Genomic DNA, 25,591 nt, shown 5'->3' on the forward strand with positions numbered 1-25,591 from the left:
CGCGCTCAGCGCACGCTGACGCCGAGCGCCCCAAGTCCCGCCCTGCGTACGGCGATCGAGCCGTACGGGGTGCGCAGGCGCAGCCACGCCCCCGACGAGAAGAGGCCCGACTCCCCGCCGGGGCGCAGGAATCCGAGGGACTGGGCCGCGTGCACGGCGCGCACCGGGAGCGAGGTCTCGCCGACCGTGCGGGACCAGATCTCCCGTCCTATGCGGTCGAGTTCGGCGCGTGTGCGGGTCTCGGGGGTCAACTCCTGGGTGCGGGAGCGGAATTCGGCGACTCCGGCCGCGACCATCCCGCTCAGTGCCTGCGGGCCCGGCAGGCCGGACTCGGGGGTCCAGCCGCGGCGGGGCGGCAGCACCCCGGCCCACGGCGGGCCGGTCACCGCGGCCGGCACCCCGGCCGTGGCCGCCGACTCGTCGAGCAGCTCCAGGAGTTCACCGGCGGAGACGGTCACGTCGAGGGTGACGTCGAGGCCGTTCTCGTACGGCTTGGCGAGGCGTACCGCACGGATGGCGAGGACCTCGAAGGACGGCGGCCGCCCGAAGACGGCGAGTGCCGTGCCGACCGCCTGGAGGCGGACCGCGGCGCCGCGGTCGTAGTGGAGCAGCCGGGAGAGGAAGGCCGCGAGATCCGCCGCCTCCCCCTCGTCGGCGAGGTGGAGGACCGTCATGCGGCGACGGCCTCGTCCTCGTCGTCGTCCCGGTATTCCTCCAGGAACTCCCGCTCCTCGGCGGTGATCCGCCGCGGGCGCTGCGCCTCGAAGTCGAACGGGACGACGACCGTGGAGGCCCGGACGTAGACCAGGTCGCCGTCCTTCACCTCGTAGGTGATGGTGAAGGACGCCGCCCTGATCTCGGTGATCCACAGCTCGATGTCGACCGGGTGGTGCCGGTGGACGAGCTGGCGTTTGTAGTCGATCTCGTGGCGCGCCACCACCGACCCCTGCTTGAAATCCTTTTCCGGGCGGAAGAGGAAGTCGATACGGGCTTCTTCCAGGTAGCGGATGAAGACCGCGTTGTTAACGTGGCCGTACGCGTCCATGTCCGACCAGCGCAGTGGGCAGCGGTAGATGTGGCGCAAGAAGATCAGCCCCGGGTCAGCTTCTTGTAGGTGGCGCGGTGCGGACGAGCCGCGTCCGCACCGAGTCGCTCGACCTTGTTCTTCTCGTACGACTCGAAGTTGCCCTCGAACCAGTACCACTTCGACTCGCCCTCGTACGCGAGGATGTGCGTCGCGACCCGGTCCAGGAACCAGCGGTCGTGGGAGATGACCACGGCCGCACCGGGGAACTCGAGCAGCGCGTTCTCCAGCGACGACAGGGTCTCCACGTCGAGGTCGTTGGTGGGCTCGTCGAGGAGCAGCAGGTTGCCGCCTTCCTTGAGGGTCAGCGCCAGGTTCAGGCGGTTGCGCTCACCACCGGAGAGGACACCGGCCGGCTTCTGCTGGTCCGGGCCTTTGAAGCCGAAGGCGGACACATAGGCCCGCGACGGCATCTCGACCTGGCCGACGTTGATGTAGTCGAGCTCGTCGGAGACGACGGCCCACAGCGACTTCTTGGGGTCGATGTTGGCGCGGCTCTGGTCGACGTAACTGATCTTGACGGTGTCGCCGACCTTGATGGAGCCGGAGTCCGGGGTCTCAAGGCCCTGGATCATCTTGAACAGCGTGGTCTTGCCCGCGCCGTTGGGACCGATGACCCCGACGATGCCGTTACGCGGCAGCGTGAAGCTCAGGTCATCGATGAGAACCTTGTCGCCGAACGCCTTGGAAAGGCTCTGGACCTCGACGACGATCGAGCCCAGACGCGGGCCCGGCGGGATCTGGATCTCCTCGAAGTCCAGTTTCCGCATCTTGTCGGCCTCGGCTGCCATCTCCTCGTAACGGGCGAGGCGCGCCTTGGACTTGGTCTGACGGCCCTTGGCGTTGGAGCGAACCCACTCCAACTCCTCCTTGAGCCGCTTCTGGCGCTTCTCGTCCTTGCGGCCCTCGACCTTGAGGCGGGCGGACTTCTTGTCGAGGTACGTGGAGTAGTTGCCCTCGTAGGGAATCGCGCGGCCGCGGTCCAGTTCGAGGATCCACTCGGCGACGTTGTTCAGGAAGTACCGGTCGTGAGTCACGGCGACGACGGCGCCCGCGTACTTCGTGAGGTGCTGCTCCAGCCAGTTCACCGACTCGGCGTCGAGGTGGTTGGTGGGTTCGTCGAGGAGGAGCAGGTCCGGGGCCTCGATCAGCAGCTTGCAGAGCGCGACGCGGCGCTTCTCACCGCCGGAGAGGTTGACGACCGGCCAGTCGCCGGGCGGGCAGCCCAGCGCGTCCATGGCCTGCTCCAGCTGCCCGTCGAGGTCCCAGGCGTTGGCGTGGTCCAGGTCTTCCTGGAGCTTGCCCATCTCGTCCATCAGGGCGTCCGAGTAGTCGGTCGCCATCAGCTCGGCGACCTCGTTGAAGCGGTTGAGCTTGCCCATGATCTCGGCGGCACCGTCCTGGACGTTCTCCAGGACCGTCTTGGTCTCGTCCAGCTCCGGCTCCTGCATGAGGATGCCGACGCTGAAACCGGGAGTCAGGAACGCGTCGCCGTTCGAGGGCTGCTCAAGCCCCGCCATGATCTTGAGAACGGTGGACTTACCGGCACCGTTCGGCCCGACCACACCGATCTTCGCGCCGGGCAGGAAGCTCAGCGTCACGTCGTCAAGGATGACCTTGTCGCCGTGCGCCTTGCGCGTCTTGCGCATGGTGTAGATGTACTCAGCCAAGAGAAACCGTCCGGCAGCTTGAAATCTGGAGTGGGCAGACGTATCCATCTTGCCTGAGGTCCCGGCTTGGGTGGTAACCCGTTTGGTCGGGGGGCTGTGAGCTGGGGGTTCGCCGCGGACGGCGGCGCCCCGCCCGGCGGGAACTACGCGGGCTTGCCCGGAGTCCCGTTCCACGGCCAGTACTCGAACCCGTTGCCGGTGTACCAGTCGAGCCTGGTGCCGCCGCAGGCACCGCTGCGGACATCGAGGAAGTCGTAGTCGACAGCCTTGATCGATTTCTTGGGGAGTTCCACAGCGCCAGTGAGCCGTTGGTTGGTCTTCTTGTTCCAGTGCAGGCTCGCCTTGTGCCAGTGCCCGTTGCCGACGCGCCACTGCACGAGGGGCGCCGGCCGCGGTTCTTCAGGAGATTGCCCAGGGCGAAGACCTAGGTGGCCTTGGGCAGTGCCACGGCCTCCCTCCCCCCACACACATCCGATGTCGATGGTGTTCCGTACCCGTACCCGTACCCGTACCGCTACCGCTCAGCCCTGCTGCCCGGGCTTCCGGTCCCGCAGCAGGACCAGGGTCGTGGCGCCGATGCCGACCAGGCCCAGGGCGAGGACCGTGATCATCGGGGTGATGCCGGAGCCGCCGGTCTCGGCGAGGTTCGTGTCGACGGTGGTGCCGCCCACCGTCGCGGGGCTCGGTTCGCTGAGCGTCTGCGTCACGTCACCGCCCGCGTCGCTCTGCGTCCGGCAGTCGAGGACCCCGGTGAACCGCTTCTCGTAGCCGTTCGGCCCCGTGATCGTGAAGTCGTACGCCTGGTCCTCCTGGAGCGGGACCGTCACCGTCGCGGACTTCCCTGCGTCGATGCCGTGCTCGATGCCCATCAGCTCGAAGGTGAACGTCGCGTCGCCCTGGTTGGCCGCGGTGATGTCCACAGCGCCCTCGGCGCAGTTCTTCCGCGCCGACAGTGCCGGTACGGCACCGGTCTCCGCCCAGTTCGCGCTCGCGGCCGCGGCGACCGTCGACTCGCTGGAACCGGCGAGGATCTGCGTCTGGCTTCTGCTCTCGGAGGTGAAGGCCCGGCCGACGGGCACGGTGGTGGAGGCCTGCACGGTCAGGTCGGCCGACCCAGCCCCGGCGTCCTCGGGCACGTCGAAGAAGACCTGGCTGCCGTCCGCCGCCGACGTGACGACCTTGCCGTCCTTGTCGACGATCCGCACCCCGGTCGTGGCGGCATCGGCGGGCGGTGTCACCGTCACCCCGCTCGCGTTGGTGTGCACGGTCACCGGGCCGAGCCGCTCACCGGGGTGACCGGAGACCGCAGGCGGGTCGAGGGTCAGCGAGGCCTTCGGCTCCGCCACGTTCCGCGCGCTCTTCTCCAGGTAGTCCGCGAGCTTCTCGGCCTGCGGGTCGACCGCGTCGACGTCGGCACCGTCCGAGTAACGCCAGATGGCCACCTGGGTGCCGGCCGCCGCGTCGCTCTCGGTCAGGCCCTTGGTGCCGGCCTTCGCGGAGAGCGCCGCGAGGTCGTTCACCTGCGGGTAGGAATGCTGCAGGATCCAACTGATCCTGCCCGCGCTCTTGTTGGCGCCCAGCGATGTCCCGCTCCACGCGGTCTCGTGGTACTTGGCGTCCCGCTGGGTGGGGTTGCGGAGATCGACGCAGTACGTCTGCAGGGTGCCGCCGCCGTCCACGGACATCTCGAACAGGCCCGCGGAGACCTGCACATCGCTGCCGCCGTCCTCGTGGAGCACGGCGGCGCCGTACGTCTTGAGCCCGCCTATCGTCGCCGTCGCCCCGCCCTGGGTCTGCGGTGTCTCGTCGGCGACGGCCGGGCCGGCGCCGGCCAGCACTCCGGCGGCGACGAGTCCGCACGCCCAGGTCGCGGCGACGAAGCGCACGGCGCCCCGGCCGCGCAGGGACAGCGCGGAGAACACAGACAACGCAGATGACACGGAATTCCCCTTCGAGCAGGACCCGTCGACGTGGGGGTGCGGTCCCACCAGCAGAATCAAAGCGCCGGGAGCTGTGCCCGAGCCATGCCCGGCATCCTAGGGACGCGGGCCCACCCCCTTCTCCAGTCGGGTCATCCGATAACCGATCCGACTCGGAATCGTTATCCCCAAGATCGCCTGCGAGCAGGGCTTATCGACAAATCCACCGGGTCTTTCGGAGCGCATTCATCGATAAGCCGCAGTTCGATCAGCTGGGGGCATTCACTGACATCACGTCATCACGAGGCTCTCCGCGAGCTGTTGGTCGGAATGCCGGCCATCGGCGGAAACAGCGCTCTCGGCGGAATCGGCGGCCGAGTCGGCCGAATCCCCCGCCGGTGTCTCCCAGTTGGGCTCGGGCCGGGGCGGAGAGGCCGCCGACTCCTGCTTGTTGGCCCGGCGGAAGGCCGAGGTGCCGCGCGCCAGGTCGTGGCCGATCGCCACGGCGTCGATGTCCGCCGAGGACCAGTTCGGCTGTCCCTCGCGCACTTCCGTCCGCACCTTCAGCCGGCCCTGGACGACGACTGGGTCGCCGACCGACAGCGACGCCGCCACGTTCGTGGCCAGTTGGCGGTTGGCCCACACCGTGAAGAAGCTGGTGTGGCCGTCCGTCCACACGTTCTTCTCGCGGTCGAAGTAACGCGCGGTCACCGCCAGCCGGAACCGCGCCGACGGTCCCGCCGCCAGGTCCCGGTACATCGGCGGGGTCGCCACATTGCCGACCGCGCAGATCGTGGTGTCGTTCATCGCTCGTCCCTCCCTGACCCGGCCCCGCGGGGCCGGGCGGAAACGCGTACGGGCCCGTCCCGTACGGCTGCAGTCAGACTGCCTCCGCCGAGCCGGGCCCGCTGAGCGCCGTGGACCACCGCCCACCTGTGGAAAACCTCATCACCCGCACGAGGGAATCGCGTCCGGGGTCAACCTGCCGTTCCCCCGGCCCCGTTCACCCGGCCCGGTTCACCCGACCCCCGCCCCCGTGACCCGCGCGTACTGCTCCCGCACCTCCCGGTACCGCAGCAGCTCCGCGGCCAGCGGATCGAGCACCCGCGCCCGTCCGCATCCCGCCGCGGCCTCGCGCAATCGGCGTTCCGCGTCGAGGCCGTAGCGCCGGGCGGGGCCGCGGGCCGCCATCCGGCAGCTCCACTCGACGAGCGGGCCGCCGATGATGCCGGCCACCATCAGCAGCACCGGCACCCCCAGGTTCGGCGCCATGAAGCCGATGATCTGACCCACCAGCCAGAGCCCGCCGACGACTTGGAGGATCGTCATGGACGCCTGTGCCAGGACGGCCGCCGGCCACCAGCCCGGCCGCGGCGGCCGCCCCACGGGCAGCCCGGCCCGCGCCGCCAGCTCGTCCAGCGCCTCGGGCAGCCCCTGCGACCCGCGTACGGCCGCCTCGCGCACCGCCTGCGCCCACGGCGCCGGGAGCCCGCCGGAGGCCCGGTCGGCGACCGTACGGACCGCCTGTTCGACGCGCTGGCGTGCCGTGGCCTCCTCGTCCGCCTGTGCGCGGATCGGCAGTCGGCCGGTGATCGGTTCGCGCCGGTCGTTGTACCAGCGCCACAGCCGCAGCCAGGGCGTGCCGCAGGCACGGTTGGCGTTGCGCAGCCAGGCGCGTTCGGCGGCCTCGCCCGCCGCGGTGGCGCCCACCGAGTCCGCGAGCCGCGCGGCGAACTCGTCCCGCGCCTCCTCGCTGAGCCCGGTGCGGCGCCCGGTGGCGTAGACGGGCCGCAGCCGCCACGCGGCGGCGTCGACATCGGCTGAAATTCGCCGTGCCGCCGCTCCACGATCCATGACGAACTGGCCCAGAACCTCACGCAGTTCGGGGATGCCGTCCCCGGTGAGCGCGGACAGGGAGAGGACGGTCGCGCCCGGTTCGCCGTACTCCCCCAGGGCGATGCCGTCCTCGTCGAGGAGCCGGCGCAGATCGTCGAGGACCTGGTCGGCTGCCTCTCCGGGGAGGCGGTCGATCTGGTTGAGGACGACGAACATGACCTCCGCGTGGCCCGCCATCGGCCGCAGATAGCGCTCATGGAGGATCGCGTCGGCGTACTTCTCCGGGTCGACGACCCAGATGACCGCGTCGACGAGTGCCAGCACCCGGTCCACCTGTTCGCGGTGCGCGACGGCCGCCGAGTCGTGGTCGGGCAGGTCCACCAGGACGAGCCCGCGCAACTGGGCCTCCATCTCGGCGCTCTGCAGGGGGCGTCGGCGCAGCCGTCCCGGGATGCCCAGCCGGTCGATGAGGGTGGCCGCGCCGTCGCTCCAGCTGCACGCGATGGGCGCGGCGGTGGTGGGCCGTCGTACGCCCGTCTCCGAAATGGCCACTCCGGCGAGGGCGTTGAAGAGCTGCGACTTGCCGCTGCCGGTGGCGCCCGCGATGGCGACCACGGTGTGCTGCCCGGAGAGCCTGCGCCGCGCGGCCGCCTCGTCGAGCACCCGCCCCGCCTCGGCGAGGGTCCCGCTGTCGAGCCGGGTGCGGGAGAGCCCCACGAGTTCGCGCAGCGCGTCGAGACGGGACCGTAGCGGCCCGTCGTACGCCAACGGGGCCGGGACGTGGGCGGCTTGGGCGGCGTGCGCGCTGTGCGCGGCCTGCGCGCGGGAGGCCCTGATCTCCACGGCGGCGGCCTGCTGCGCCGCGGTGGTCTCGTTGACCCGCCGCGCGATCAGCCCGTCGTCCCAGGAACCGGTCGATTCCTCGGGGTCGGCCGGGTCCGCGGACGCCTTGGATTCCGTACGGCCCGAGGTGTCGGCGTCGGCCCGCACGCGCGCGTGGTCGTCGGCGTCCTCCGGGGCACTCGCCTTCTCCGCGTCCTCTACGGGGAGGCCGTTCGCGGGAGTCGCCTCTGGACCGCCCGCTACGGGGGAGGCATTTTCGGGGTGCTCGTCCTGGGCGGCGACCGCGTCCCCGGTGTGCGTGACGTGGTCCATCTCGTCCGTGTGGTCCTGGTCAGTGACGGCAGTCACCGGTCACCTCTCCTTCTGCAGTACGGACAGCGCGGCGATGAGTTCGGCCTGGGGTTCGGGGTGCACCTCAAGGGCGTCGAGCGGGGCGAGCCGCCGTTCGCGCTCGGTGTGCACGACCCGGTCCAGATGGTCGTTGAGCAGCCGCCCGGCGCGGTCGCGCAGCCGCAGCGCGCCGTGGGCGCCGATCCGCTCGGCGAGCCCTTCGCCCGCGGACCGTGCCCTGCGGCCACCCAGGAGCGCGGTGGCGACCAGGGCGGCGACGACCTCGGGATCGGGCGCGATGCTCCGGTCGAGGTCGGCCACCTCCTCCTCGGCGTACTCCTCCAGCTCGCGCCGCCACCGCCGTACGGCCATCCCGATGCGGTGCTCGGCGCTCTCCAGCGACGGATCGCGGTCGGTGAGCTCCGGGGCGCCCGCGGCCGGTTCGCGGCGCCAGGCGTCGTCCACGCGCTCGTCGGCGGCCGTGACGGCGCACAGCAGCAGTGCGGCGAGGCTCTCCGCGAGGGCGTCGAGCAGTTCGCCGGCGGAGCAGTCGAGCGGGAAGGCGCGCCAGCGCTTCAAGGCGTCCCCGGCGAGCACGGCCCCGGCCTGCAACCGCCCCCGCACACGCGCGTGCTCGCTGTCGTACGCCCCGTCGACGGCGGCCGTGAGCCGGAGCGCGGCCGCGTACTGGGCGGCGGCGGCGCTGGCCAGTTCGGGCATCCGCGACTTGAGCGAGTCGAGGACGCCGTAGGCCGTGCGCGCCATCGACTGGTGCCGGGCGCCCGGGTCCTGGGCCTGCTGGACGAGCCAGCTCCGCAGTGGCGCCACGGCACTGGCCGGGAGCAGCCCGCCGCCCCAGGCGGATTCGGGGAGTTCGGGCACCGTGAAGCGGGGGACGTCGCCGAGGCCTGCCTTGGCGAGCAGGGCGCCGTACTGCCGCGACACCTCGGACACCACCTGGTGGGGCACCCGGTCGAGGACGGTGACCAGGGTCGCGTTGTGCTCCTTGGCCGTGCGCAGCAGATGCCAGGGCACGGCGTCGGCGTAGCGGGCGGCCGTGGTGACCATGACCCAGATGTCGGCCGCGCAGATCAGTTCGGCGGCCAGCACCCGGTTGTCGGCCACCAGGGAGTCGATGTCGGGCGCGTCCAGGAGGGCGACTCCGCGCGGGAGGGTGTCTGCGGTCTCGATCCGCAGCACGCGCATACCGTCCTCACCGGGGAGGAGCAATTCGTCCCCCGGGTCCTGATGGGGCACCCACACGCGCGTGAGGTCGGGCAGCACCCGCATGCCGCTGAACCAGTGATGGTCCTCCGGGTGGCAGACGAGCACCGGTGTGCGGGTCGTCGGCCGCAGCACGCCGGCCTCGCTGACCCGGCGCCCGACAAGGGAGTTGACGAGCGTCGACTTCCCCGCACCGGTGGAACCGCCGACCACGGCCAGCAGCGGTGCTTCGGGTTCTTTCAGGCGGGGCACCAGATAGTCGTCGAGCTGGGCGAGCAGTTCATCGCGATTGGCACGCGCGCGTGGAGCCCCCGCCAGGGGCAGCGGGAAGCGTGCGGCGGCGACACGGTCGCGCAGGGCGGAGAGTGCGTCGAGCAGCTGAGGCCGTACGTCCAAGGTCACCACATGTGAAGAATGCCCAATTTTGGGGGAATTCTGAAGCATATGAGCATGTCTGCGCGCCGACGGAACACAACGGACGGAAGGGATGACTGGGGCATGGGCACAGTCCAGGCATAACGAGTGCACAACACCCGTGGCCCGGGGCACCAAAAGCGATGCACGATTCGTACCTGCCTGCGATTATCAGGACCGCTTCACTGAACCTCCACATCGAGCCACGGAGGGGAAGGAACAGGGACAAGGACCCGGGAGCCCTATCCTTGTCCCCGGCAACGTCACGGACCGGCCCACACCCGGGCACACCACGACCGAGGCCACACACCCGGCCCCCGTAGCTCAGTGGATAGAGCAGGCGCCTTCTAAGCGCTTGGCCGCAGGTTCGAGTCCTGCCGGGGGCGCCCAGCTACACCCCGCGTTTACGCAGTCCAGGCGGACGTCACCGGCTACCGGCACCCCTTCCTTCGACGGGCGCCCCGCAACTCCACGCGTGTCGGGCCGGGGTGACGGCGAGCCACCTCCGCGCGCTCGGCCGGACGGACTTCGGGCGTCACAGCCGGCAAGCGTGCATGGCGGTGGTCAGGATCGCCCGCGCCCCCAGCTCGTACAGGCCGTCCATGATCCGCTGTGCCTCCTTCCCCGGAACCATCGCGCGGACGGCCACCCAGCCCTCCGTGTGCAGCGGCGACACCGTCGGCGACTCCAGCCCCGGGGTGAGGGCGATCGCCCGCTCCAACTGCCCGGCGCGGCAGTGGTAGTCCATCATCACGTAGGCACGGGCGATGAGGACGCCCTGGAGGCGGCGGACGAACTGCCGTACGGACGGGTCGGAGGCGTCCGCGCCCGCGCGGCGGACGACGACCGCCTCGGACGTCGTGATCGGTTCACCGACGACCTCCAGGCCCGCGTTGCGCAGGCTGGCACCGGTCTCGACGACGTCGGCGATCACCTGGGCGACCCCGAGTTCGATCGCCGTCTCCACGGCTCCGTCGAGATGGACGACGGAGGCGACCACCCCCTGGTCGGCCAGGTGCTTGGCGACGATGCCCTCGTAGGAGGTGGCGATGGTCAGACCGTCGAAGTCGGCGATCTCCCGCGCGGTGTCCGGCCGGGCCGCGTACCGGAAGGTCGAGCGGGCGAAGCCGAGCGGCAGGATCTCCTCGGCGTTGGTGCCCGAGTCCAGCAGCAGGTCGCGGCCGGTGATGCCGAGGTCCAGCCGGCCGGACGAGACGTAGATCGCGATGTCCCGGGGCCGGAGGTAGAAGAACTCGACGTCGTTCTCGGGGTCGACGAGGACCAGCTGTTTGCCGTCCTTGCGCTGTTGGTAGCCGGCCTCGTGCAGGATCTGGGCGGCGGGCCCGGACAGGGAGCCCTTGTTGGGGACGGCGATACGCAGCATGGGCCGGTCTCCTTCAGGTGAATACGACGGACGGGGGACATCGGGGCGGGGGACGGGCGGAGCTAACCGCCGAGGGTCAGTACCGCCGACGACTCCGCGCCGCTCGACGCGTTGATCGCCGACCCGGGCCGCACCGGGGCCTGGCGCATGAAGACGCCGGCGAAACGGCCGCCGAACACCAGCGGTGCCAGCACCACTTCACGCCCGCCGGACGGCCCGACGCCCGGCAGACCGACCACGGACGGCCGCACCCGCTCCTGCAGCACATGGCGCTCGCGCGGGTCCGCGAGCCGTTCCCGCAGCTCCGCGGCCCAGGACCGGTCGTCCTCGGCCAGGAAACCGAAGGCCAGGTCCTTGCCGCCGTAGGCCGAGGCGGGCTTGCAGAGCAGCCGCCCGCGTCCCTCGACCGCTCGGTCGAGGGTCTCCGGCCGCAACCGGAAGGTCACCGGCACGTACGCCTGGACGAGGGCCTGTTCCTCGTCGGTCAACAGGCCCTGGAACCCGGGGTCGTGGAGCAGGGCCAGGTTCGCCTTGTTGTCGTGGAGCGCGGCGGCGGGCGAGCCGATGAAGTCCAGCCTGCCGGCCGTGTCGAGCTCCATCAGCGCACGGGTCAGCGCGGACGGCACGAAGTTCTTCGTCTCGTGCCAGGTGTACGCGGTGAACACGGCGTCCACCCGCCTGCCCCGGAAGTGGGCCCCGTCGTCGGTGAGGTCCAGCTCGGTGATGAGCCCGCAGCTGATGTCGTGGCCCGCAGAGCGGATCATGTCGACGAAGAACCGGCGGCCGCCGTCGAGGTCCGCCGGGTTGGCGGTGGCCTCGAAGACGTGCAGCGGCCCGTCGCCGCGCGCCCGGGTGAGCCCGGCGAAGACGTCGAGCCACACCCGTGCCGTGTCGGGGCCGTCCAGCCGCAGTCCGCGCCCGGCGAGGAAGGCCGCGTACCGCGAGTCGCGGGCCGCGCTGGTGTACGGGGCGAGCGTGCTGAGTCCGCCCAGGGAGGCGGCCACGTTCAGCTCGACGAGCTTGAGTCCCTCGTCGGTGACGACCAGATCGGGCCGCATGAAGGCGGTGGCGACCCGGCGCAGCCGGGGCCGGTCCAGCGCCTCGGTCATCAGGGACGCGTCCTCGTCCGGCAGGCCGAGGTAGCCGGCCCACGCCGCCAGGTCGTCCCCGAAGACGCGGCGCGGGAAGCCCGAGATCAGTTCGGCGAGCCGCACGCCGACCGTCTCGACCGTGCGTGCCGCTTCGGCGGTGAAGGCGTGCGGCGGGTACTGGTGCCGCCAGACGGGCCGGTGCAGCCGCTCGGTGAACCACTCCCGGTCGGTCTCGGCGGCGGGCGTCGCCGCGAACTCGTCCCAGGCCGCGAGGGCGCGCGGCTCCAGCCAGGACCACGCGTCGGGCCCGGCCGCTCCGCCCTGGAGTGCCCCGGCCCGCGTGACGACCCCGCTCATGACAGCTTCCCGGCGGTCCGCAGCGCCGCGAGCACGGTGTTGACGGCCTCCGAGGACCTGTCCTCGCCGGTCGCCCGGTAGTGGTAGCTCAGCCCGCCCGGGTTCACCATGTTGACCTCGATGACGTAGGGGAACGCCAGGTCGATGCCCGAGTAGAAGATCCCGAGGTCCGTCATCCGCTTGCCCAGCGCGCGGACGAACTCGTCCTCCTCCGGGGTGAGTTCGAGCGCGGCGAAGCCCGCGCCCAGGGTGGCGTTGGACCGGTGGTCGTTCTCCGGGTGGAAGCGCAGGAACCCGGAGACGGGGACGTCGCCCGCGAGGATGACCCGCTTCTCGTTGGTACGGATGTTGGGGATGTACTCCTGGACCGCGGTGTGCCGCTTGGCCATGCCGATGACGTCACGGCCGTAACGCCCGTAGCGGGACGCCGCGTTGCCGGTGGCGCCTGCGAGCAGGGCCGAACGGTTGCGGTCGCCCTTGTTGACGACGAACACGTCCGCCCCGCAGCCGCCGTTGGTCGGCTTCACGACCCAGGAGCGGTCGCCGTCGGCCTCGACGAGCCTGTTGAGCTGGTCGAAGTCGTTCGAGACGTACGAGACCGGAAGGTGCTCGGCGGGGACCACGGCACCCAGGTTGATCTTGGTGTTCAGGTAGAACAGCGCGGACGCGTCGTTGACGAACGGCACCCGCTGGTTGAGCAGCCACAGCAGCTGGAAGGAGTCGGTGCCCGACTCCGGGTGCGTACCGGCCAGCACCCACACGAGGTCGAACTCCTCGGCGGACGCGTACGGCAGGCTCAGCTCGGGGAAGCTGCCGCCGCTGGTGAACTCCTCGCTCAGCCGCACCCGGTCGCAGACGACGACGGAGTCGTGCACGCACAGGGTGTCGATGTCACCGATGTGCACCTCGTGGCCCTCACGGTGGAGGGCACTGGGAATGATCGAGTGGTTGTTGAGCTCGAAGGTGGACGCCCCGGAGACCAGGACCAGGATCTTGTACGGCAACGGATGCACCTTGTTCTGTGAGTCGTGGGTCGGGTGGGTCGGGCGGGCGGAGTGCGGGGTTCGGGCGGTCATGCGGGCTTCGACCCCGCCGTGAGGGTCCGGACCGCTCGGGCGAGGTTGTTCTCCAGCTCCTCGCGGGTGTCGCCGGTGCCGACCACGAACGCGTGCCGGTCGCCCGACCTGCGGACCTCCGGCGGGGTCGCGCCCGCGGGCACGCTGATGTGCACCTCCGCGACGCCGGGCAGCGAGGCGACGAGTTCGGTGCTGATGCCGTGCAGCGGGACCATGCGGTCGAAGGTGACGTACCGGATGCCGGCGACCCGCTTGCGGGGGCCGGCCGGGAGCGGTTCGAGGCCGAGGACGGCGGCGATCATCTGGGCGAAGACGTCCTCGCCGAGGGCCAGGTCCAGCATGTCGCTGATGCGGTCGCCGCCGGGCCGCCCGTGCGACTCGATGAGCCGGGGTCCGGCCGCGGTCAGCATGACCTCGGTGTGCGAGGGCCCGTAGCGGTAGTCCACGGCGTCCAGCACGGCGGTGACCAGCCCGGTGATCGCCTCCTCGGCCGCGGGGCCGAGCGTCACGGGCAGGGTGTGCCCGGTCTCCACGAAGTGCGGGGCGCCCGTGGTCGCCTTCTCGGTGACGGCCAGGACGCGGTGGCCCTCGGGCGAGGTGACCGCCTCGACGGAGTACTCGGTGCCGGCCAGGAACTCCTCGACCAGGTGGGGCGTGGTGAACTCCGCCGAGCCGGTCACGAAGTCCTCGGCCGCCGCACGGTCCGCCAGGTACCGCACCCCCGAACTGCCCGTGCCGTCCACCGGCTTGACCACGCAGGGGAAGCCGATCCGTTCGGTCGCGGGCAGGATCTGGTCCCTGCCGGTGCACAGGGCGTGGGCGACCGGCGCCCCGGCCCGGTCGCCGACCACGGCCCGCAGCCGTGCCTTGTCCTTGAAGGCGGCCAGCGCACCGGGGGGGTTGCCGGGCCAGCCGAGCCGCTCGTTGACCACCGCGGCCGCCGCGCAGCCGAGTTCACCGAAGCCGAAACAGCTGACCGGCGCGGGCAGGTCCAACTCCCTCAGCAGCTCGATGAGTTCACCGGGGTCCTCGATCCAGGCACTGCGCAGCGGCTCGCCGGGCGCGTTGTCCGGCAGCGGTGCGGTGGGGTCGCCGACGACGACCATCGCGCAGCCGAGCTTCACGGCCGCGTCGATGACCCGGTCCCGGGGATTGAGCAGGACCGCCGTCGGGATGCGGAGGTCGGTGTCCGGTGCGTCAGCCATGCTGGGCCCGCGCTTTCGGTAGAAGGAGACTGGTCAGCGCCGCGCAGAGGGAGAGGGAGACGAGCACCAGCCAGATGCCGCGCCCGCCGCTGAGGGACTGGAGCAGATAGCCGCCCATGCTGGAACCGAGCAGGCTGCCGACCGCGCCGACGGCGCTCATCGTGCCGAGGGCGAGTCCGGTACGGAGCGGCGAACTCGCCCTGACCGCCTGCTCGTCCAGGCTGGGCGAGATCAGCATCTCCGCGAAGGTGACCGGCAGGACGAACACGAACAGCGAGAACCAGCCGGTGAGCGGGATGAACACCGCGTAGGCGAGGGCGAAGGCCAGGAAGCCGGCGAGCAGGAGGGTCCGTGCCTCGGCCCGGCGGAACACATGGCGCAGCAGGGTGTACTGACACAGCACCACCAGTGCGCCGTTGACGACGAAGACGACCGAGATCGCGGCCGTGCTCCCCGTCGTCCGCTCGGCGGTGATGGGCATGACGACGTTGAGCTGGCTGTAGATCGCCCAGTACGCCACGCCGAGCAGACACAGCGGCAGCCACTGCCACGGCCCCCAGCCGTCACCGGCCGCGCGGGCCGCCGCGTCCTTCCCCTGGGTCCGCGGTCCGGGCGCCGCCCGCCGCACCGGGCGCACGGTCAGCCGTATGCCGAGCAGCAGGTGGGAGAGCACGCAGGCGCCCAGGATCCAGCCGAAGCCCAGCGGGTACACGAGCGCGCCCAGCGCGGGCCCGGCCACCACACCGATGTTCACGAAGGTCGAACGCAGCGCGAGCATCTCGCGGGGTTCGACGCCGTCCTCGCTGACCAGCAGGGTCTTGACGGACAGGCCGAGCAGCGAGCCGCCGACGCCGATCGCCGCGATACCGCCGACCAGCGGCACGAGCCGGGTGCCGTCCGGGCCGCCTACACCGAGTCCGACGCCCAGCAGCAGATATCCCCCGATGCGCAGGGCGAAGCCCGCCGTCAGCACCGACCGGGTGCCGAACCTGTCCACGATCAGCCCGGACACCAGCGAGAAACCCTGGCCGCAGAAGGCGAGCAGTCCGACGAGGAATCCCGTCCGGGCGGCCGGCACGCCCTGTGCGGTGAACTCCAGCGCCAGCAGCGGCAGGAACATGAACGTCGTCAGACCGGTGAGCAGCACCGTCGTGAGCAGGACGCGTCCGGCCGGCGACATCCGGCGCCAGGTGTTCATGACGCCTCGTCCCCCGGGCCGCCGTCGTCCAGGTCCTCCAGGTGGGCCATCAGCCAGGCCTCGGTCACCAGCAGCCGCTCCTCCACCTGCTCCGCGTCGGCGCCGGAGACGATCACGAAGCACAGGTGCGAGGTGCTGTTCTGGGCCACGGCGCCGGGCGCGAGCCCCTCGTTGACCTGGTACTCCCGCACCCACGCGAACGGCGGCCGGCCCGGCGCACGGACCGGCCGGCCCTGTGGCAGCACGGAGACCGAGCCGTGCACCTCGGCGGGCGGGCCGGCGGGCGGCGCCTCGACGGGCAGTCCGACCGAGTGGCGCAGCCAGGCGGAGTGGAGGTCGACGCCGTAGGTGGCGCGGGTGAGCGCGGGAATGCGGTTGCCGCCGACCCGGGAGGCGATCTCGCAGAGCACCAGCTCGTCGTCCGGGGTGTGGAACACCTCAAGGTGGTACGCGCCGACCTCCGGTGTGTCGAAGGCCGCCAGCACCCGGTCGAGGAACTCCTCCAGACGCAGGGCGAGTTGGTCCCCCGGCCGCAGCTGCACCGAGCCGTTGTTCTCCCCGGAGAAGACCCCGAGGCAGCTGCGCAGATAGCGGGAGGCGGCCACGAACCGGTAGCCGGGGGCGATCACCGCGTCGACGTGGCACATCCGGCCCTCGACGAACTCCTCGGCCAGCAGGTCGTCCCGCCAGTGCCGGCGGCTGAACGCGGTCAGGTCGTCCTCGCCGCGCAGGACGACGATGTCGCGCGAGCCACCCTGCTTCACCGGCTTGACGACCACCGGGAAGCCGTTCTCCCCGATGAACCCGGTGAGGTCGCCGAACGTCTCCAGGCGGGCGAAGCGCGGAACGCGCACGGCGGCACCGGCGACCCGCTTCATCACCGCCTTGTCCCGGAAGGACAGCGCGCTCGCCGCCGACTGGCCCGGGATGCCCAGGTCCGCGCGGATCCGGGCGGCGCGCTCCAGGTCGTACTCGTTGTCCGTGACGAGGTGGGTGAACGGCTGCTCCGCGGCGAGCCGGCGGATCGTCAGTTCCGGGTACGGGACGAACTCGCAGTCGGGTACGTACTCGTAGCGCGCGAAGCCCTCGGTGTTCTTCAGCTCGTTGTGGCTGAACACGTGGAGCCGGTCCGCCACCTCGGCGAGCATCGCGGCGTAGTCGTGCTGGGGGCCGTAGTTGATGACGGCGATCCGGCTCATGCGGCGTTCCTCGGGGAGCTCGGGACGACCGGGACGACCGGCAGATCGTCCTGGACGTCGTACGGCCTGCGGGCCCAGTGCATCGTGGACCAGGGGCCCGTCATCCGGGACAGGTCGGAAATGGTCCGCGGCCGGTACTCGGGGTCCTGGACGAGCGGGCCGTCGGGCGGGAAGACCCGGTCGACATAGCGGTGTCCGGGGTCGGCCGCGAGGAAGACGACGGGGCCGCCGTCCGGCTCCTGCCGGCGGATGTGCCGGGCGACCTGCCATCCGGCGCCCGCGGAGAGCCCGGCGAAGACACCGGTGGTGGACAGCAGATGGCGGCAGCCGGCCGCGGAGACGTCGAAGTTGATCCAGTGGATGTCGTCGTAGGCGGTGTAGTCGATGTTGGCGAAGCGGATTCCGCTGCCGATCCCGGCGATGATGAAACCGTCCAGCGGTATGGCCTCCGAGCCGAAGGAGCGGCTGCCGAAGGGTTGGATCCCGGCCACCCGGACATCGCTGCTGGACGCCCGCAGATAGCGGCTCATCGCACTGGTCGACGCCCCGGTGCCGACCCCGCCGACCAGCGTGACCCCCGCCGACCCCAACTCCTTGACCAGGGTGTTCGCGACGCTCTCGTAGCCGATGTAGTGGACGTCGTCGTGGTACTGCTGCATCCAGTACGCGTCCGGGTTCTCCTCCAGGTACGTGTGGACCAGCCGGACCCGGGTCTCCTGGTCGTGCTGGAGGCCGTCGTCACCGGAGGAGGGCACCTGGGTGTAGGTGGCCCCGAGGTACTTGAGCTGGGTGCGGATGGCCGCGTCGACCGCCACGGACGCGAAGATGTGGCACTTCAGGCCGAACTCACGGCAGACGAGTGCGAGCGCGTGCCCGTAGATACCGCTGGAGCTGTCCACCACGGTCTGCCCCGGGCGGACGACCCCGCGGTCCAGCAGGTCCCTGACCGCGGCGCGGACCGAGGTGACCTTCATGACCTCGAACCGCAGCACATGGATGCCGTTCCCCAGGTCGATGAGGTCGGGCTCCGCCAGTTTCTCGGCGAATGATCTGTACAACGCTCTCTCCTGCCCTTCTGCTGCCCCCGCGTCGACACCGTGCGGACGACGACATACGAAGAGGTCTAGGGGAGGCGGGTCCCGGCGCCCTACCGGCCCGGTCCCGGCGCGTTCCCGTTCGGATCCCGGAGTGTTTCGGGACCGGACCGGGAGGGTTCCCGGAATGGCCCTGCCGAGGATCTCCGGCATGACGACATCCGAATCCGGGGTATCCGGCGAGATAGCAGGACCCCGCCTGCCCGAACCCGTGCCGCTCGTCTCCGAGGCGGTGCTGGAACACGCCCGCCGCCATCCGGAGCGCACAGCGCTGATCTGCGGCGAAGAGCGGGTCAGCTACGGCGAACTGGCGGCCGGGGCCGCCGCCGTCGCGCGCGCGATCGCCGCGGACGAGGAGTGCGCGGCCGCCCGCAGAATCGGCGTCGTCTCGCACCGCACGGTGGGAGCCGCCGTCCATGCCCTGGGCATCTGGCTGTCCGGACGCTCGTTCGTCTTCCTCGATCCGGCGGCACCGCACCGCGCCGCCGAGCACATCCGGCACACCGCCGGGCTGTCGGTGGTCGTCGACCCGCGCGAGTGGCCGGCCGAACCCGCGGGGCCCGCCCCGGCCGCGTCGTACCCGCCGGACGCGGAGGCGTACGTCCTGTTCACCTCCGGCAGCAGCGGCCGGCCGAAGGGCGTCTCGGTCTCGCTGCGGAACCTTGCGCACTCCAACGCCGCCCGGCTCGCGCTGTACGACGGCTTCGGCACCCCGGTCTTCCTGCTGCTGTCCCCGTTCCACTTCGACTCCTCGATGGCCGGGCTCTGGGGCACCCTCGCGGCCGGCGGCACCCTCGTCGTCGCCGACGAGGACGAACGGCGCGTCCCCCAGGCCGTCCTCGGCCTGATCGCACGGCACCGGGTCACCCACACCCTGACCGTCCCCGGCTTCCACACGGAGCTGCTGCACACGCTGCGCGAGGACGAGCGGCACACGGCCGGGGCGGCCTCGCTGCGGCTGGTGACCAGCGCCGGCGAGGCGCTGCCGCAGAGCGTCGTCGACCAGCACTTCGCGCTGCTGCCCGGCGTGGCCCTCAGCAACGAGTACGGCCCCACCGAGTGCACCGTCTGGTCCACCGCCCGGATCTACGAGAAGCCCGGGCCCACCGGCATCGGCTTCCCGATCCCCGACACCTCGCTGCGGCTGCTCGACGACCGGCTGCGGCCGGTACCGGCCGGCGCGGTGGGGCAGATCGCCGTCTGTGGCCCGGGAGTTGCCCGGGGCTACGTCGGCGACGAACGGCAGACGGCGGCGAAGTTCGTCGACCTGCCCGCCGGACCGCCGGCCGGTCCGCCCGTACGCGCCTACCTCACCGGGGATCTCGGCCGGTGGTCGGACGAGGACGGACTTGAGTTCGTCGGGCGGCTGGACAACGAGGTGAAGATCCGCGGCGTGCGTGTGCACCTGGAGACCTTGGAGGAGGCGCTGACAGCGCACCCCGGCGTCCGGGCCGCCGCAGTGGCGTACGACGCGGAGAACGCCGTCTGCCACGCCTTCGTGGTCGCGGAACCCGGCGCCGAACCGGCCGCCACCTCGATCCGCGGCTTCCTGGAGACGGAACTCGGCGCCGCCGTGGTCCCCGACCGGATCGTCTTCACCGCGGCCCTGCCGCGCACCGCCCACGACAAGACCGACCGGGCCGCGCTGCTGGCCGCCACGGCCCCGCCCGCGGAACGGGAGCGGGAGCGCATACCGGAGCAGGCCGCCCGGCCGCCGGAGGACGGCGCCCTCGCCGACCACATCGCCCGCGTCTGGGAGAAGGTCCTCGGCGTACCGGTGGCCTCTTCCGAGCAGGACACGTTCTTCTCGCTCGGCGGCAACTCACTGACCGTGATCCGGCTCTCCCGGGCACTGGGCGAACTGGCCGGCCGCCCGGTCGGAGTCAAGAACGTCTACCGCTGCGGCACGATCCCCCAGCAGGTGGATCTGTTGTCGCGGCTCTGAGCGACGAGGTTCCCATGTCCGCGTACATCAGACCCGGCAGGCCCCTGCCCAGCGGTCCCACCCATGCCAATGCCGACTCCGACTCCGGCTCCGTGCTCTGCTTCCCGCACGCGGGCGGCTGCGCCTCGTTCTTCCGGTCGTGGCAGCCACTGCTGCCCGCGGCCCGGGTGCACTCCGTGCAGTACCCCGGGCGCGAGGACCGGTTCGCGGAGCCCGCGCCCGAGAGCCTGTTGGCCCTCGCCCGCGCGGTGACGGAGGAGATCCTGGCCCGCGACGAGCGGTACTCCCTGCTGTTCGGGCACAGCATGGGCGCGTACGTCGCCTTCGAGGTGGACCGTCTGCTGCGCGAGGCCGGTGTGCCCACGCCGACCCTGGTGCTCTCCTCGGCGGCGTCCCCCGCCCTGCGGCCACCGGTCCCCTACGAGGAGGACGCCGACGTACTGGCGTACCTCGAACGGTACGAACCGCTCAGCGCGGAACTCCGGCAGGACGAGGAGCTGCTCGGGCTTCTCCTGGAGTACGTCAAGGACGATCTCAGGCTCGTGTCCGGGTACCGGGAACACACCGGGAAGCGCACCCGCGCCCGGCTGGTCAGCGTGGTCGGCGAGCACGACATCCCCGAGATCCGGTCCCGGGCCGGGCGGTGGCGGGACCACGCGGGGGGCGAGTTCGTCCAGGTGGTGAAGCCGGGCGGGCACTTCTACCTGCGTTCGGATCCGCCCGTCGGGCTGATCGCCGCCGAGCTGGCCCGCGCCGGGAGTCCCGACTCCCGTTCCACATGGACTTCCTGAGGGGGAATGCAGCATGCCGTACATCCACACGGACCCGACCGGGCGTCCGGGGGACCTACCGGACCTCGCCGAACTGCGCCGCGAGGCCGGCCGGCTCGTCGACGGGCGGACCTACCGGCACGGCAATCCCTTCGATCTGTGGCGGCGGATGCGCGAGGCCGCTCCCGTGCTGTGGCACGAGCCCGGTGTCTTCCCCGGCTTCTGGTCGCTGACCCGGCACGACGAGATCAAGGAGGTGCTCAGGGACGCCGACGCGTTCAGTTCCTCGTCCGGCATCCTGTTGCGTCCGCTGTCCCAGGGCGAGGACCCCGGCGGCAACCGCACCCTGGCGCTGTCCGACCCGGCACGCCACCGCGTGCTGCGCGGAGCCGTCGCCGGCTGGTTCGCGCCCAGGAACCTGCGGCTGCTGCGGTCCGCCCTGGACGCGTCGGCCCGGCGGATCGTCGAGGCGGCCGTACGGAAGGGCCGGTTCGACTTCGTGACCGAGGTCGCCGCGCAGTTGCCGGTGGAGGTCGTCTGCGCGTTCCTCGGCATTCCGGACGAGGACCGGCCGCTGATCATCGAGTGGTCGACGGACGCCTTCTGCGCCGCCACGGCGGAGGACCGCAGCCTGGCCCATCTGGAGATCCTGGACTACTTCGGCGACCTGGTGGAGCGCCGCCGGGCCGATCCGGGCGAGGACCTGGTCAGCGTGCTGGCCGGGGTGCGCTACGAGGGCGAACCGCTCCCGCTCGACGAGGTGGTGCTCAACTGCGACAACCTGCTGGTGGGCGGGACGGAGAACGTCCGGCTCGCCATGTCGGGCGGGATGCTGGCGCTTCTGGACCACCCGGACCAGTTCGAGCTGCTGCGCCGGGATTTCGACGAGGTGGTGGAGTCCGCGATCGACGAGATCCTGCGCTGGACGTCGAGCGCCACGCACATCGTGCGGCGGACGACCCGGGACGTGGAGCTCGGCGGCGAGCGGATCCGGCGGGGTGATCTCGTCGTGTGCTGGCTGACGGCGGGCAACCGCGACCCGGCGCACTTCCCCGGCCCCGACAGCTTCGACATCCGGCGGTCCCCGAACCGGCATCTGGCGCTGGGCGCGGGCCCGCACTACTGCGTGGGCACCCAGCTGGCACGGCTGGAGATCCGGGCCGTCCTGCGGGAGTTCTTCGCGCGGGTGGACCGGGCGGTACCGGACGGCCCGGCCGAGCGACTGGAGTCCATCGTGGTCAACGGCCTGCGGACCCTTCCCGTCCGTTTGACCTCGGCATATGCCGTCCCCGCCGGTACCGGTCCGGGAACGGGGCGGGAAGGGCTGCGGTGAGCATTCCGACTACGCGAAGCAGGGAAGCGCCGGCGCACCTCGTCCGGAACACGCCCGTCCTCGCACCCGCACACACACCCACCGGACTCGCAGAAACGAAGGTGCACGGAATGCGCAGCACACTGGCCGTACTCGCCGGAATCCTCACCATCGCCCTCGCCTCGGGAATCGGAGCCCTCACGCACGAGGTGTCCGTCCCCGCCGCAGGCCACTCCGTCCTGGCCAACGGCACCGGCCCGGGCAGCACCGACTCCTGACCCGGTCGGCGGCGGGCCCGCTCACCGGCGTACGCCGGTCATCCCGGCGTAGAGCTCGTCCGCGCCGAGCCGGTGAGCGGCCGCCTCCCGTACGTCGCCCATGCCGTCGAGGGCCTCGGCCATCCCCTCGACGGCGTGGGCCACCTCGATCCGGTACTCGATGGCCCCGGCGTGGAAGCGCGCGCTGCGGTGCAGTTCCAGGGCCTGCTCGAACTCGCCTCGCCGGCAGTGCACCCGCCCGAGAATGTTCTGGACGGTCGCCTGCCGGGTCGCGGTCCCCTTGGAGCGGATCAGGTGCAGGGCCCGTTCCGCGTACCCGACCGACTGCTCGGCGGCACCGAGCCACTGGCTCACATCCGCGGCGAGCGCCAGCGCGTGCGCGTACTCCTCCGGCATCCGCACCTCGTCGCCGAGGTCCAGGGCGCGCTCCACCACGGCGCGTGCGGCCGGGTGCTCCCCGGCGCCGAGCAGGGCCGCCGTCAGATCGGTCAGCGCCGTGATCTCCTCGGCGCGGGCGCCGAGTTCCCGGCTGAGCCGCACCGCGTGCTCGGCGGCCACCACGGCTTCCTGGTACCGGCCGAGCCAGGTGTACACCGTGCTCAGGCTGCACCAGGCGTACGCGCCCTGTCGGCCGTCGGCCATGTCGTGACGCCGTTCGACCGCCTGCTCCAGATAGCCCTGCGCCTCGGGGAAGTGACCGAGGCAGCTGTGCAGCAGGCCCAGCAGGCTGAGGCAGACCGCCTCGCCGTTGCGGTCCCCGTGGTCCTTCGCGACGCCCAACGCCTCTTCCGCCACCGGGATCCCGTCCCGGAACCGGCCAAGACGCCACCACGCGGAGCCCAGATTCGACAGGCTCACCCGGAGCAGCCCGGGATTCCCGAGCCCCCGGGCCGCGGCCACCGCGATCGTCGCCGCCTGCCGGTACTCCTCCAGATGGCTGCGCGAGTTGAGATGGAAGACCAGGTTCCGGGACAGGTGCACGGTCTGGTCGAGGAAGCCCAGCCGCTCGGCGCGCGCGACGGCCGAGAGCAGCGCGCCGTGTTCCCGTTCGAAGAACGCCTCCGCCTCGGCGACCTGACCGCTCGACGGCGCTACGGCCGCGGCCGTACCGCGTGTGTCGCCGGTGCTCCCGTGCGCGGCGGCACCGACGGGCACACGCCCCGGATAGAGGACCCCGCACGCCTGGTCCGTCACCGCCAGGAAGTGGTCGAGCAGTCTCCCGAACGCGGCCCGCTCCTGCCCGGTGTCCGCCCCCTCCTCCTCGCTCAGCCGCTGCGCGAAGCTGCGCACCAGGTCGTGGAAGGTGTACCGGCCGATCTCGTGCTGCTCGACCAGGTGCATGTCCAGCAGATGCTCCAGCACCTCCTCGGCCTCGGGCGACCCGGTGTCGAGCAGGGCGGCCGCCGAGTCGGTGTCGGTCTCGGCGCCCGGGTGCAGCCCGAGCAGCCGGAACGCCTCGCGATGCCTCGCGTCCAGTCCGTGGTACGACATCCGGAGGGTGGCCTCGACGCTGCGGTCACCGGACTTCAGCTCGTCGAGCCGGCGGGTCTCGTCCCGGAGCCGGCCCACGAGATGGCCCAGGGTCCACAGCGGCCGGTTGCGCAGCCGGGCCGTGGCGATCCGCAGGGCGAGCGGCAGGTTCCCGCACAGGGCCGCCAGCTCCGCCGCCGCCTCCGGCTCACCGAGCGTCCGCTCCTCGCCCAGCGCGCCGGTGATCAGCGCGAGGCTGTCCGAGGGCGACATCGTTCCGATGGACATCCACTCGGCCCCGTCGAGACCGATCATGCGGGTACGGCTCGTGAGCAGGCCCAGGGAACCCGGGTGCGAGGGCAGCAGCGGGCGGATCTGCGCGGCGTCCGCCGCGTTGTCCAGCACCAGGAGCACCCGCCGGTTCGCCAGGGTGGCCCGCCACAGGGCGACCCGGCCGTCGAGGTCGTCGGGGATCCGCTCCCCCGCCACGCCCAGGGTGCGCAGCAGCGTGCCGATCACCGTGCCGGGCCGCATCGGCTGCTCGCCCGGGGTGAATCCGCGCAGGTCGACGAAGAGCTGTCCGTCCGGGTACCGGTCGGCCAGCCGGTGCGCGCCGCGGACGACGAGCGCGGTCTTGCCGCTGCCTCCCATGCCGTCGACGGCTACGATCCGCACCGCCCCGTCCTGCGGCGGCGCGGCGTACTCCAGTAGCCGGGTCAGCTCCCGGTCGCGCCCGGCGAAGTCCGTGAGGTCGTGCGGCAGGGTGCACGGGGCCGCCGCCGTCCCGGGCTCGGGTCCACCGGTCGCCGCGGGCGTCGGCGGCGCGGCCGCGGGTTTCGCCGGAGCCGCGTCCGGCACGGTCAGTTCGGGACTGTCCCGGAGAATGGCCTCGTGCAGCCGGGTCAGCTGGGGACCGGGTTCGATGCCCAGTTCCTCGACGAGCAGTTCTCTGGCCCTGGCGTACTCGGCCAGTGCCTCGGCCTGCCGCCCCGAGCGGTACAGCGCGAGCATCAACTGCCCGCGAAACGATTCTCCCAACGGATGTTCGGCGACGAGCTCACGCAGATCGCCGATGAGCTCCCGGCTCTCGCCCAGCGTCAGCCGCAGCTCCATCAACTGCTCGACGGCGGCCAGCCGACGCTCCTCCAGTACGACGGAGGCCGCGGCGATCACGGACCCGCCGCCTCCGGGCAGCACGGGGCCGCGCCACAGCACGAGCGCGGTGCGCAGCAGTTCGACGGCCTCGGCGGGGTGGCCCGCCTCCAGCGCGTCCCGTGCCTCGCGCAGCCGGTCGGAGAACAGGCTCAGATCGAGTTGCTCCCGGGCGACGTCCACCCGGTATCCCGGACCGTCGGTGACGATCATCGAAGGGCCGTCCGGGATGCGCTGCCGCAGATCGGCGATCGCCTTGCGCACTTGGTGCGCCGCGGTCGCCGGCGGCTCGTCGTCCCATGCGGCCTCCACCAGCCGCGACACCGGCACCATCCGGCACGGGTCGAGCAGCAGGGTGGTCAGCACCCGCGCCTGGATGGGCCCGCCGAGTCGCAGCCGGACCCCTCCGGCTCTGACTTCCAGCGGCCCCAGGATCGCGAATCTCGCCTCCCCACGCGCACCGTCGTCCACTCCGCGTCCCCCTCGGCTCCGCTTTCCTCATGATCGTGTGCATGATCATCGAAATCTACGCGTGGTGATTTTAAGCTGTCACTCGTTCACGGAACGTCAAAAAAACAGAAATGATCTCACGCCGGTAACGAGCCGATGGACCGTGTTACATCCCGGTTTCCGATACGTCCCGATGGACACGTAATGGTCAAGACTGCCCCCCGAACGCTTGTGGGATTTCGCAAGGGCGACGGATCATTGGCCAAATCTCGCCCCTCCCCGAACCCGCA

20 protein-coding genes and 1 tRNA gene are annotated in these 25,591 nt (G+C 71.5%); 5 read left to right on the plus strand and 16 right to left on the minus strand.

Annotation, left to right across the window (positions count from 1 at the left end; translation table 11 throughout):
• Positions 1–5: 5 nt before the first annotated feature.
• The 8 genes from ACGFY9_RS19900 to ACGFY9_RS19935 all read right to left on the minus strand — a co-directional run bounded on the left by ACGFY9_RS19900 (position 6) and on the right by ACGFY9_RS19935 (position 9,311).
• Positions 6–674 (minus strand): hypothetical protein, encoded by a 669-nt coding sequence (locus ACGFY9_RS19900; RefSeq protein WP_393755730.1) that lies wholly within the window; start codon positions 672–674, stop codon positions 6–8.
• Positions 671–1,084 carry an acyl-CoA thioesterase gene (locus tag ACGFY9_RS19905; RefSeq protein ID WP_393755732.1) on the minus strand — a complete coding sequence of 138 codons (414 nt, stop codon included), beginning with the start codon at positions 1,082–1,084 and terminating at the stop codon, positions 671–673. Before ACGFY9_RS19905 ends, ACGFY9_RS19900 begins: the two co-directional genes overlap by 4 nt.
• Positions 1,085–1,089: 5 nt before the next feature.
• Positions 1,090–2,754 (minus strand): energy-dependent translational throttle protein EttA, encoded by a 1,665-nt coding sequence (gene ettA, locus ACGFY9_RS19910; RefSeq protein ID WP_329554831.1) that lies wholly within the window; start codon positions 2,752–2,754, stop codon positions 1,090–1,092.
• A 143-nt stretch (positions 2,755–2,897) separates the two neighbouring features.
• Complete coding sequence (locus tag ACGFY9_RS19915; protein WP_393755734.1) at positions 2,898–3,131, minus strand: hypothetical protein; 234 nt, start codon at positions 3,129–3,131, stop codon at positions 2,898–2,900.
• Between the two features lie 144 nt (positions 3,132–3,275).
• Positions 3,276–4,694 carry a Cys-Gln thioester bond-forming surface protein gene (locus tag ACGFY9_RS19920; RefSeq protein WP_393755736.1) on the minus strand — a complete coding sequence of 473 codons (1,419 nt, stop codon included), beginning with the start codon at positions 4,692–4,694 and terminating at the stop codon, positions 3,276–3,278.
• A gap of 270 nt (positions 4,695–4,964) precedes the next feature.
• A complete protein-coding gene (locus tag ACGFY9_RS19925) occupies positions 4,965–5,480 on the minus strand; it encodes a single-stranded DNA-binding protein (RefSeq protein WP_393755738.1) in 516 nt (171 codons plus the stop codon).
• A gap of 210 nt (positions 5,481–5,690) precedes the next feature.
• Complete coding sequence (locus tag ACGFY9_RS19930; protein ID WP_393755740.1) at positions 5,691–7,700, minus strand: GTPase; 2,010 nt, start codon at positions 7,698–7,700, stop codon at positions 5,691–5,693.
• A 3-nt stretch (positions 7,701–7,703) separates the two neighbouring features.
• On the minus strand, positions 7,704–9,311 hold the full coding sequence (locus ACGFY9_RS19935) for a dynamin family protein (RefSeq protein ID WP_393755742.1): 1,608 nt from the start codon (positions 9,309–9,311) through the stop codon (positions 7,704–7,706).
• A gap of 322 nt (positions 9,312–9,633) precedes the next feature.
• Between ACGFY9_RS19935 and ACGFY9_RS19940 the strand changes: the two genes are divergently transcribed.
• Positions 9,634–9,706, plus strand: a tRNA-Arg gene (locus tag ACGFY9_RS19940).
• Between the two features lie 149 nt (positions 9,707–9,855).
• Here the strand turns inward: ACGFY9_RS19940 and hisG are convergent.
• The 7 genes from hisG to ACGFY9_RS19975 all read right to left on the minus strand — a co-directional run bounded on the left by hisG (position 9,856) and on the right by ACGFY9_RS19975 (position 17,888).
• The gene (gene hisG, locus ACGFY9_RS19945) at positions 9,856–10,704 is read right to left on the minus strand and encodes an ATP phosphoribosyltransferase (RefSeq protein ID WP_393755744.1); all 849 of its coding nucleotides are present in this window, start codon (positions 10,702–10,704) and stop codon (positions 9,856–9,858) included.
• A gap of 62 nt (positions 10,705–10,766) precedes the next feature.
• Positions 10,767–12,152, minus strand: coding sequence for a hypothetical protein (locus ACGFY9_RS19950; protein WP_393755745.1), 1,386 nt, complete (start codon positions 12,150–12,152; stop codon positions 10,767–10,769).
• Positions 12,149–13,228, minus strand: coding sequence for a RimK family alpha-L-glutamate ligase (locus tag ACGFY9_RS19955; RefSeq protein ID WP_393755747.1), 1,080 nt, complete (start codon positions 13,226–13,228; stop codon positions 12,149–12,151). The genes ACGFY9_RS19950 and ACGFY9_RS19955 overlap by 4 nt, the downstream gene beginning before the upstream one ends.
• Positions 13,225–14,433 (minus strand): ATP-grasp domain-containing protein, encoded by a 1,209-nt coding sequence (locus ACGFY9_RS19960; protein WP_393755749.1) that lies wholly within the window; start codon positions 14,431–14,433, stop codon positions 13,225–13,227. The genes ACGFY9_RS19955 and ACGFY9_RS19960 overlap by 4 nt, the downstream gene beginning before the upstream one ends.
• Positions 14,426–15,631: an MFS transporter gene (locus tag ACGFY9_RS19965; RefSeq protein ID WP_393755750.1), complete on the minus strand. Its 1,206-nt coding sequence runs from the start codon at positions 15,629–15,631 to the stop codon at positions 14,426–14,428. The genes ACGFY9_RS19960 and ACGFY9_RS19965 overlap by 8 nt, the downstream gene beginning before the upstream one ends.
• A complete protein-coding gene (locus tag ACGFY9_RS19970) occupies positions 15,628–16,830 on the minus strand; it encodes an acetyl-CoA carboxylase biotin carboxylase subunit family protein (RefSeq protein WP_393755752.1) in 1,203 nt (400 codons plus the stop codon). The genes ACGFY9_RS19965 and ACGFY9_RS19970 overlap by 4 nt, the downstream gene beginning before the upstream one ends.
• Positions 16,827–17,888, minus strand: coding sequence for a pyridoxal-phosphate dependent enzyme (locus ACGFY9_RS19975; RefSeq protein WP_393755754.1), 1,062 nt, complete (start codon positions 17,886–17,888; stop codon positions 16,827–16,829). The genes ACGFY9_RS19970 and ACGFY9_RS19975 overlap by 4 nt, the downstream gene beginning before the upstream one ends.
• 187 nt (positions 17,889–18,075) lie before the next feature.
• Here ACGFY9_RS19975 and ACGFY9_RS19980 point away from each other — a divergent pair, with 187 nt between their 5' ends.
• The 4 genes from ACGFY9_RS19980 (at position 18,076) to ACGFY9_RS19995 (ending at position 22,229) form a co-directional block, all read left to right on the plus strand.
• Positions 18,076–19,869: a non-ribosomal peptide synthetase gene (locus ACGFY9_RS19980; RefSeq protein WP_393755756.1), complete on the plus strand. Its 1,794-nt coding sequence runs from the start codon at positions 18,076–18,078 to the stop codon at positions 19,867–19,869.
• A gap of 14 nt (positions 19,870–19,883) precedes the next feature.
• Entirely contained in the window at positions 19,884–20,660 is a 777-nt protein-coding gene (locus ACGFY9_RS19985; protein ID WP_393755758.1) for a thioesterase II family protein, read from the plus strand.
• Between the two features lie 13 nt (positions 20,661–20,673).
• Positions 20,674–21,972, plus strand: coding sequence for a cytochrome P450 (locus tag ACGFY9_RS19990; RefSeq protein WP_393755760.1), 1,299 nt, complete (start codon positions 20,674–20,676; stop codon positions 21,970–21,972).
• Positions 21,973–22,082: 110 nt separating this feature from the next.
• Positions 22,083–22,229 carry a hypothetical protein gene (locus tag ACGFY9_RS19995; protein WP_393755762.1) on the plus strand — a complete coding sequence of 49 codons (147 nt, stop codon included), beginning with the start codon at positions 22,083–22,085 and terminating at the stop codon, positions 22,227–22,229.
• A gap of 21 nt (positions 22,230–22,250) precedes the next feature.
• On the opposite strand, the gene ACGFY9_RS20000 is transcribed toward ACGFY9_RS19995, so the two are convergent.
• Entirely contained in the window at positions 22,251–25,322 is a 3,072-nt protein-coding gene (locus ACGFY9_RS20000) for a BTAD domain-containing putative transcriptional regulator (protein ID WP_393755764.1), read from the minus strand.
• Positions 25,323–25,591: the final 269 nt, after the last annotated feature.

Source organism: Streptomyces sp. NPDC048504, assembly GCF_043200035.1.
Lineage (GTDB): Bacteria > Actinomycetota > Actinomycetes > Streptomycetales > Streptomycetaceae > Streptomyces.